The sequence below is a fragment of the Methylobacterium terricola genome, assembly GCF_006151805.1.
GTDB classification, from domain to species: Bacteria; Pseudomonadota; Alphaproteobacteria; order Rhizobiales; family Beijerinckiaceae; genus Methylobacterium; species Methylobacterium terricola.
This window is the reverse complement of record NZ_VDDA01000029.1, coordinates 45,503-52,650: the sequence shown is the minus strand read 5'-3', so window position 1 is coordinate 52,650 and position 7,148 is coordinate 45,503. Positions and strand designations below refer to the sequence as shown.

11 protein-coding genes and 1 pseudogene are annotated in these 7,148 nt (G+C 72.3%); 10 read left to right on the top strand and 2 right to left on the bottom strand.

What is annotated here, in order from left to right:
- The 4 genes and pseudogenes from FF100_RS31115 to FF100_RS31100 all read left to right on the top strand — a co-directional run.
- Positions 1-116, top strand: a pseudogene (locus tag FF100_RS31115) (IS5/IS1182 family transposase); the annotation flags it as partial.
- A gap of 61 nt (positions 117-177) precedes the next feature.
- Positions 178-489 (top strand): hypothetical protein, encoded by a 312-nt coding sequence (locus FF100_RS31110; RefSeq protein WP_139039911.1) that lies wholly within the window; start codon positions 178-180, stop codon positions 487-489.
- Positions 490-703: 214 nt separating this feature from the next.
- Positions 704-1,078: a hypothetical protein gene (locus FF100_RS37635; protein ID WP_205825099.1), complete on the top strand. Its 375-nt coding sequence runs from the start codon at positions 704-706 to the stop codon at positions 1,076-1,078.
- A 22-nt stretch (positions 1,079-1,100) separates the two neighbouring features.
- On the top strand, positions 1,101-1,355 hold the full coding sequence (locus FF100_RS31100; protein ID WP_139039910.1) for a hypothetical protein: 255 nt from the start codon (positions 1,101-1,103) through the stop codon (positions 1,353-1,355).
- 17 nt (positions 1,356-1,372) lie between these two features.
- Here FF100_RS31100 and fliP read toward each other — a convergent pair whose 3' ends face one another.
- Together fliP and FF100_RS31090 are read right to left on the bottom strand one after the other, a co-directional pair.
- On the bottom strand, positions 1,373-2,128 hold the full coding sequence (fliP, locus tag FF100_RS31095) for a flagellar type III secretion system pore protein FliP (RefSeq protein WP_139039909.1): 756 nt from the start codon (positions 2,126-2,128) through the stop codon (positions 1,373-1,375).
- A 139-nt stretch (positions 2,129-2,267) separates the two neighbouring features.
- On the bottom strand, positions 2,268-3,362 hold the full coding sequence (locus FF100_RS31090) for a hypothetical protein (protein ID WP_139039908.1): 1,095 nt from the start codon (positions 3,360-3,362) through the stop codon (positions 2,268-2,270).
- Between the two features lie 268 nt (positions 3,363-3,630).
- Between FF100_RS31090 and flgB the strand changes: the two genes are divergently transcribed.
- From flgB to flhB, 6 genes are all read left to right on the top strand, one after another.
- Positions 3,631-4,035 (top strand): flagellar basal body rod protein FlgB, encoded by a 405-nt coding sequence (gene flgB / locus FF100_RS31085; RefSeq protein WP_139039907.1) that lies wholly within the window; start codon positions 3,631-3,633, stop codon positions 4,033-4,035.
- A 112-nt stretch (positions 4,036-4,147) separates the two neighbouring features.
- The gene (gene flgC / locus FF100_RS31080) at positions 4,148-4,558 is read left to right on the top strand and encodes a flagellar basal body rod protein FlgC (RefSeq protein ID WP_139039906.1); all 411 of its coding nucleotides are present in this window, start codon (positions 4,148-4,150) and stop codon (positions 4,556-4,558) included.
- 2 nt (positions 4,559-4,560) lie between these two features.
- Positions 4,561-4,866 carry a flagellar hook-basal body complex protein FliE gene (fliE, locus tag FF100_RS31075; RefSeq protein WP_139039905.1) on the top strand — a complete coding sequence of 102 codons (306 nt, stop codon included), beginning with the start codon at positions 4,561-4,563 and terminating at the stop codon, positions 4,864-4,866.
- 16 nt (positions 4,867-4,882) lie between these two features.
- A complete protein-coding gene (fliQ, locus tag FF100_RS31070; protein WP_139039904.1) occupies positions 4,883-5,149 on the top strand; it encodes a flagellar biosynthesis protein FliQ in 267 nt (88 codons plus the stop codon).
- A gap of 61 nt (positions 5,150-5,210) precedes the next feature.
- Positions 5,211-5,984, top strand: a complete 774-nt coding sequence (fliR, locus tag FF100_RS31065) for a flagellar biosynthetic protein FliR (RefSeq protein ID WP_139039903.1) — start codon at positions 5,211-5,213, stop codon at positions 5,982-5,984.
- A gap of 4 nt (positions 5,985-5,988) precedes the next feature.
- The gene (gene flhB, locus FF100_RS31060; protein ID WP_139039902.1) at positions 5,989-7,053 is read left to right on the top strand and encodes a flagellar biosynthesis protein FlhB; all 1,065 of its coding nucleotides are present in this window, start codon (positions 5,989-5,991) and stop codon (positions 7,051-7,053) included.
- Positions 7,054-7,148: the final 95 nt, after the last annotated feature.

Genomic DNA, 7,148 nt, shown 5'->3' with positions numbered 1-7,148 from the left:
TCAACCGCGCCCGCCGCTTGCCCGTCCGCTACGAACGCCGCGCCGACATCTACGAGGCCTTCACGTTCCTGCAGGCAAGCCTCATCACCCTCCGCCAGATCAGGCGGTTCTGTTAGGCGCTCTAAGTCCCTGGTGGGATTCACGCCTTACGCTCGCGGCAACTCGGAGACCGCCTGCATGCTGCGCCCCGTCCTGACCGCTGGCCTGATGATCCTGGCGCTTGACGCCCCCGCGGCGGCCGACGGTTCGCCGCACCGCGCCACGGGATACGGCCCGGCTCCCGCGGGCGCCGGACCCGGGCGCCGGCCGGTCCACGCCCGCATCCACCGGCATCAGGTCCAGGCCTCTGCGCGTGCCGGCGTGCACGGCGTTCCGGTCCAGCCGGTCACCTACGGCGAGCGCGACGGGCCGGTCTTCCACGCCTGGCTGCCGCGCAACACCAACCTGCCGATCTACAACATCCCGCCGCCGTACTTCCCGGAAGACTGAGATCCTCTCAGCGCGCACGGGCTCCGATGGGACCCGCTGGATCCGTCGGTTCCTCCGGCGAGACCCGGGAGCCGTCGCCGGTCCCACCGCGGGCGATGACGACGGGTGAGGCAGTGATCCGTTCCGGCCTCGGACGGGCCTGACGGCCGCGGCCCGGATCGAAGCAGAGCTTCCGGCGTTAGACTTGGCGTGGAAACCGTCAGGGAGCCGAGCCGTGACCGAGCCGACCGTGCCCGCTTCGATCGTCCTCTCGCCGGATCATCCAGCGATCCCGTCCGCGCCGGACCTGCGCGCCATCGACCTCGCCTCCGCTGCGGCTGGTCCCGAATGCCTCGACGACGGCACGCGCGCAGAGCTCGCCCAGGCCGGCCAGGAGGCTCTGGAGGCCTGCCTGCGCCGGCTCGCCCCCGCGGAGCGCGCGGCGTTCTGGCTCGCGATCGGCCGCTGCTACAACCGGCCGTACAATCCGCCCGAGACAGCATCGGCCGAGGCCGCGGGCATCCCCACGGACGGGCTCCCCCCGGCCCACGTGATCGATGCCGTCCACCCCCGCCCCGACTCCGCGCGGCCGGAGGCCGTCCTGCGATGACCGGTCGGGCGGTTCGGAAGCCATGACCACGCCGCCCCTCATTCCCCTGGACGCGCAGCTGCGGCGGGTCGCGCTCGCCTCGCAGCGCCTCGCCGGCGAGATGATCCTGCTCGGTCTCGCGGTGCAGATCGCCTGGTTCGAGGCCTGGACGCAGCCGGTCATCGATGCGGCGGAGGCGCGGTCGGCCGGTCTCGCGCAGCGGTCCCGCCGCGACCGGCTGATGCGCCGCGGCGTGCCGGCCCACCTCGCCGGCCGGGCCCTCAGCCTGGTGCCGTGACGGCGGCGGCCGAGAGATCAACCGCCGTAGCTCTGCACCAGGGACCCGGCCACCAGGGTCCAGCCATCGACCAGCACGAAGAAGATCAGCTTGAACGGCAGCGCCACGGTGGCGGGCGGCAGCATCATCATGCCGACCGACATCAGGATCGACGCGACCACGAGGTCGATGATCAGGAACGGGATGAACAGCAGGAAGCCGATCTCGAAGGCGCGCCGCAGCTCCGAGATCATGAAGGCGGGGGTCAGCACCTCGAGGCCCACCGCCTCCGGCGTCGCCGGCGTGCCGGCGCGGGCGAGGTCGAGGAAGAGCTTCAGGTCCTTCTCGCGCACGCTGCGCAGCATGAACGCCTTGAACGGCTGGCTCGCCCGCTCGAAGGCCTGGCCCTGCTGGATCTGCCCGGCGAGCAGCGGCTCGATGCCGGTGCGGTAGGCCTCCCGCGCCGTCGGCGCCATCACGAAGGCGGTGAGGAACAGGGACAGGCTGACGATCACCGCGTTCGGCGGCGCCGTCTGGGTGCCCAGCGCCGAGCGCAGGATCGACAGCACCACCACGATGCGGGTGAACGAGGTCGCCATCACCAGCACCGAGGGCGCCAGCGCCAGCACGGTGATCAGGGCGACGAGCTGCAGCGCCCGCTCGGTGACGCCGCCGCTCGGGCCGAGATCGACCGTCAGGCTCTGCGCCAGCGCCGTGCCGCCCGGGAGGAGCAGCAGGGCCAAAGCGGCGCGGCAGAGGAGGGGAAGTCGGGACGGGCGATTCGGGCGTGCCATGGCGGCATCACCCTTGGGGCCCGGTCCCGTGGCCCGCAAGCGCCGCGCCCGCCGCACCCTGTCGAGGGCGGGCGGGCGCGGTTCCGATGCAACAGCTGTCGTCCGAGTGCCCCGGGGCCGGATCGTCGGTGCGAGAGCCTCAGCGCTTGTCGAGCGGCCGGCCGAGGAGGCGGGCGAACTCGGCCTCGATCTCCTCGACCGAGAACGGGTTCTGGACCGAGGGCGGCTTGGAGGCCGGGGCCGGCTCCTCCGGCGGGGGCGGCGGAGGCGGGGGCGGGGGCGGCTCGGGGGCCGGTTCCGGCGCCGGCGGGGGCGGGGGCGCCGGTTCGGGTTCGGGCGTAGGCTCCGGCTCCGGCTCAGGCGCGGGCTCCGGGGGAGGGGGCGGAGGAGGGGGGGGTGGTTCGGGCTCGGGCTCGGGCAAGGGCTGCACCGGCTCCGGCGGAGCGCTCATCACCGGGGCGGCCGGGCGGGCCGGCGCGACCGCCGAGGATGGCCGCCTCAGGGCCTCTTCGAGCTGGCGGGCCATGTCGTTGAGGATCGCCGCATCCACCGTCCGCGGCTCGGCCCCGCGGGTGCCGGCGGGAGCGGGCGCCGGCTCGGGCGGCAGGACCGGTTCCGGCATCGGCGGGGGCGCCGCCACGACCGGCGGGACAGGGACCGCGAAGGGAGGCGCCTCGGGCGTCTCGAGCGGCGGGGGCGTCTGGCGGGCGGCGCGCAGGCTCGGTGGCTCGACCCGGCGCGAGGCGTTGAAGCGCGAGGCCGGCCGTGCCGGCTCGGGCGGAGCCTCCGGAGGCGGCGGGAAGACCGGGGCGGCCCGCGCGGGCTCGGGCACCCGCACCGGCGTCTCGGGCTCCGGGAAGGGCGGCGGCAGGGGCGCGGGCTCGGACCCGGGCGGCAGGGTGAGCGGAACCTCCGGTGCCTCCGGCTCCGACCGGTCGGCCAGCTCGGCCGAGACCCGGTTGCCGCCGGCCCGCACGATGTTGCGCTCGACCACGACGTCGTTGGGCCCGCCGACCAGCAGCAGATGCTCGGTGTTGTCGCGGCGCAAAAGGATCAGCTGGCGCTGGCGGTCCAGTTCGTAGATGTCGACGATGCCGAGCCGCGGCTGCCGGCTGCGGCTGGTGCTCCCGTTGCTCCCAAGGCTCAGGCGGCCGCGGGCGAACCGCTTCGCCCCAAGGGCGAACAGGCTGAGCAGCACGACCATGATCAGGAAGACGATCAGGTAGGAGAGCAAGGGCGAACCGTCCGTCCCGAGGATCGAGGAGAGCAAAGCACGGTCTCTCAAGTGAGGCGCGCGCGGGGCACGCCGACGATGTGATGCCTTCTAGCACGGCTGTGACGGGCCTGCGCAGGGGACCTTAACATATCGTTAACAGCTTTAGCGGTGCGGTGTCGGCGCGGGATGGGTGGGGCGGAACGGGATGGACGGGCCGGGCTCGTCTTAACCAGGCTTTAACCATGCGCTAGGCAGATTGTGCCGGTCTAAACCGGAAGGCCCGCCCGTGTCGGTCACCGATCTCCCCGTCGTCGCGATGTTGCGCAACCGGATGCAGTGGCAGCAGACGCGCCAGAAGGTTCTGGCGGAGAACGTCGCCAATGCCGACACGCCGGGGTTCCGCGCCCGCGACCTCAAGGCGCCGCGCTTCGAGCCGGACGGCGCCCTCGCGGCCGCGGGGCTGCCGGGTCTCGGCGTCGAGCGCACCAGCGGCCTGCACCTCGCCGGGAGCAGCGGGGGCGGGCCCTCGGAGGAGCGCGCCGGCACCCGCTTCGAGATGACGCCGAGCGGCAACGCGGTGAGCCTCGAGGACGAGATGCTGAAGGCCGCCGACAACCAGGGCGACTACCAGCTCGCGAGCCTCCTCTACCGCAAGAGCCTGCAGACCCTGCGCACCGCGGTCGGCAAATAAGTCCCAGCCGAGGCAGGCCGTTCCTGCCGGGTCGCTCGTCCGTCGCACCGCACCGCACCGCTCCGCTCCCTCATCCCCGCTCGATCGTCACACCGGCCGCAAGGTGGCTTCCATGGATTTCAGCAAGGCGATTGGCATCGCGGCCTCGGGGCTCAAGGCCCAGTCGGGCCGGATGCGGGTGATCTCGGAGAACATCGCCAACGCGGATTCGGCGCCGACCAGCGCCACCGCCGAGCCCTACCGGCGCAAGATCCCGACCTTCACCAACCACGTCGACCGCGCGCTCGACGCGACGGTGGTGGATCTCGGGCGCGTCCGGCGCGACCAGAGCCCGTTCCGCTCCAAGCAGGACCCGGGCAACCCCGCCGCCGACGCCAACGGCGAGGTGCGGATGCCCAACGTCAACGTCCTCGTCGAGACCGTCGACATGCGTGAGGCCCAGCGCTCCTACGAGGCGAACCTCAACATGGTCACGCTCACCAACCGCATGGTGTCCCGCACCATCGACATCCTGAAGGCCTGACCATGCCCACCAATGCCTTCGCGGCCGGCGCCTACGCCGCCATCCAGAACATGGGCCGCCCGCAGGCGGCCGGCACGGCCGCTCCGGGAGAGGCCGGCTTCACCCAGCTCCTCTCCTCGGCCCTCGACGGGGTCGCGGAGGCCGGCAAGCGCGCCGACGGCCAGGCCCTGGCGGTCGCCGCCGGCAAGGCCAACGTCGTCGACGTGGTGACGGCGGTGGCCGAGAGCGAGACCGCGCTCCAGACCCTGGTGGCGGTGCGCGACCGGGTGATCTCGGCCTACGAGGACATCATGCGGATGCAGATTTAAGGGATCGTTGCCACTCATGACCGGCCTCGCCATCCTCGACGTCGCCCGCGACGGCATCTTCACCTTTCTCAAGGTCGCCGGTCCCCTGATGGTCGTCGCCCTCGTGGTCGGCCTCGTCGTGTCGCTGTTCCAGGCCCTGACCCAGATCCAGGAACAGACCCTGATCTACGTGCCGAAGATCGTCGCGGTCTTCGCCGCGATGCTGCTGATGCTGCCCTTCATGGGCGACGCGCTGGCCGGCTACATGACCCGCATCGCCGCCCGGATCGCCTCGGGGGGTTGAGCGGGCGGGAAATCCGTCCGAGACGCGTCGAGATCCTCCCTCGCTCCCGAATCGGCCGGACGTGAACCTCCTCCTGCCCGGCCTCGCCTCGGCCTACCTCCTCACCTTCGCGCGGATCGGCACAATGGTGATGCTGATGCCGGGCCTCGGCGAGGCGTTCGTGACGCCGCGGCTCCGCCTCGCCTTCGCGCTGCTGCTCTCCCTCGTCCTGTTCCCGGTCGCCCGCCCGCTCCTGCCCGGCGGCACCGGACCGGAGCCCGGCGGGCCCGGCACGGCGCTGATCGGCGTGCTGATCGGCGAGATCGCGGTCGGCCTGATTCTGGGCCTGAGCGTGCGGGCGGTGATCGCGGCGCTCCAGACCGCCGGCACCATCGTGGCCCAGCAGCTCGGCCTCGCCTACGCGATGACCGTCGATCCCTCCCTCGGCAACCAGCAGGCGACGCTCGGCAGCTTCTTGAGCCTTCTCGGCCTCACGCTGGTCCTCGCCGCCGACCTGCACCACCTCGCGATCGAGGGCATCCGCGATTCCTACGGGCTGATGCCGCCGGTCGGCATGCCGGCGACCGGCGACGCCGCCGCCTTCGCGGTGCGGGCGGTGGCCCGCGGCTTCACCCTGGCGGTGCAGATCTCGGCGCCGTTCATCGCCTTCGGCATCCTGTTCAACCTCGGCCTCGGCGTGCTGTCGCGGATGATGCCGCAGATGCAGGTGTTCTTCGTCGCCGCCCCAGCCTCGATCCTGATCGGCATGCTGGTCTTCCTGGCGACGATCGGGGTGATGATGGGGGTGTTCGTCGACGATCTCGGCCGCTTCCTGGCCGATCTCGGGAGGTCGTGAGCGCATGTCGGACGAGGCCGACCAGGAAGACCGCACCGAAGACCCGAGCCAACGACGGCTCGACGATGCGGTCGAGCGCGGCGACGTCGCCACCAGCCAGGAGGTCAACACCTTCCTGATGCTCGGCGTGTTCACGCTGGTGCTGATGGTCGCCGCCGCGCCGCTGGCCCGCGGGCTGCTCGCCGACCTGCGGGGCCTGCTCGCCCACGTGCACCAGGTCCCCTCCGATCCGGCCGGCTACCTGGCCTTCGGCCGCCGCGCCCTGATCGCGGCGCTCCTCGCCCTCGCGATCCCGATGGGCGCGGTGGCGGCGGCGGGCGTCGTCGGCGGCCTCGTCCAGCATCCCCTGGTCTGGACCACCGAGACCCTGGGGATGAAGTGGAACCGGGTCTCGCCGATGGCCGGCCTCAAGCGGCTGTTCGGGCCCGAGGCCTGGTTCCAGTTCGGCAAGGGCCTCGTCAAGATCCTGCTCGTCGGGATCGCCGCCGGCCTGGTGCTGTGGGGCGACCGCGACCGGCTCGAGGCCTTCGCGCGGCTCGAGCCGCCGGCCGTGCTCCAGGGCACCCTCGCGCTCTGCCTGCGGCTGATGGGCGCGGTGCTGGCGGCCTACCTCGTCGTCACCCTCGGCGACGCGCTCTACCAGCGCTTCCGCTGGCGGGCCAAGCTTCGCATGACGAAGCAGGAGCAGAAGGAGGAGATGAAGGAGCAGGACGGCAACCCGGAGGTGAAGGGGCGGATGCGCCAGATCCGCATGCAGCGGGTCAAGAAGCGCATGATGGCCGCGGTGCCGAGCGCGAGCGTGATCGTCACCAACCCGACCCACTACGCGGTCGCGCTCCGCTACGAGGCCGGCATGGCCGCGCCGGTCTGCGTCGCCAAGGGCGTCGACGCCCTGGCGCTCCGCATCCGCGAGGTGGCGCGCGAGCACGGCGTGCCGGTGGTCGAGAACCCGCCGCTGGCGCGGGCGCTCCACGCCACCGTCGAGATCGACGCCGCGGTGCCGCCCGAGCATTACCGGGCGGTGGCCGAGGTGATCGGCTACGTCCTGCGCCTGCGCCGCCGTCATTGAGGCGCGCCGGAACGAACCGGGTTCATTCCACGGAAACGCCGAGCCTGCTAGGGAACGTGGGAGGGGCCGGTTCAGGCCCCGGAGAACGGATCAAG

What these genes read in the sequence shown, in the direction of transcription:
- FF100_RS31110 (WP_139039911.1), top strand. Translation starts at nt 178, where the DNA reads ATGCTGCGCCCCGTCCTGACCGCTGGCCTGATGATCCTGGCGCTTGAC.
- FF100_RS31100 (WP_139039910.1), top strand. Translation starts at nt 1,101, where the DNA reads ATGACCACGCCGCCCCTCATTCCCCTGGACGCGCAGCTGCGGCGGGTC.
- fliP (WP_139039909.1), bottom strand. Translation starts at nt 2,128, where the DNA reads ATGGCACGCCCGAATCGCCCGTCCCGACTTCCCCTCCTCTGCCGCGCC.
- flgC (WP_139039906.1), top strand. Translation starts at nt 4,148, where the DNA reads ATGGATTTCAGCAAGGCGATTGGCATCGCGGCCTCGGGGCTCAAGGCC.
- fliE (WP_139039905.1), top strand. Translation starts at nt 4,561, where the DNA reads ATGCCCACCAATGCCTTCGCGGCCGGCGCCTACGCCGCCATCCAGAAC.
- fliQ (WP_139039904.1), top strand. Translation starts at nt 4,883, where the DNA reads ATGACCGGCCTCGCCATCCTCGACGTCGCCCGCGACGGCATCTTCACC.
- flhB (WP_139039902.1), top strand. Translation starts at nt 5,989, where the DNA reads ATGTCGGACGAGGCCGACCAGGAAGACCGCACCGAAGACCCGAGCCAA.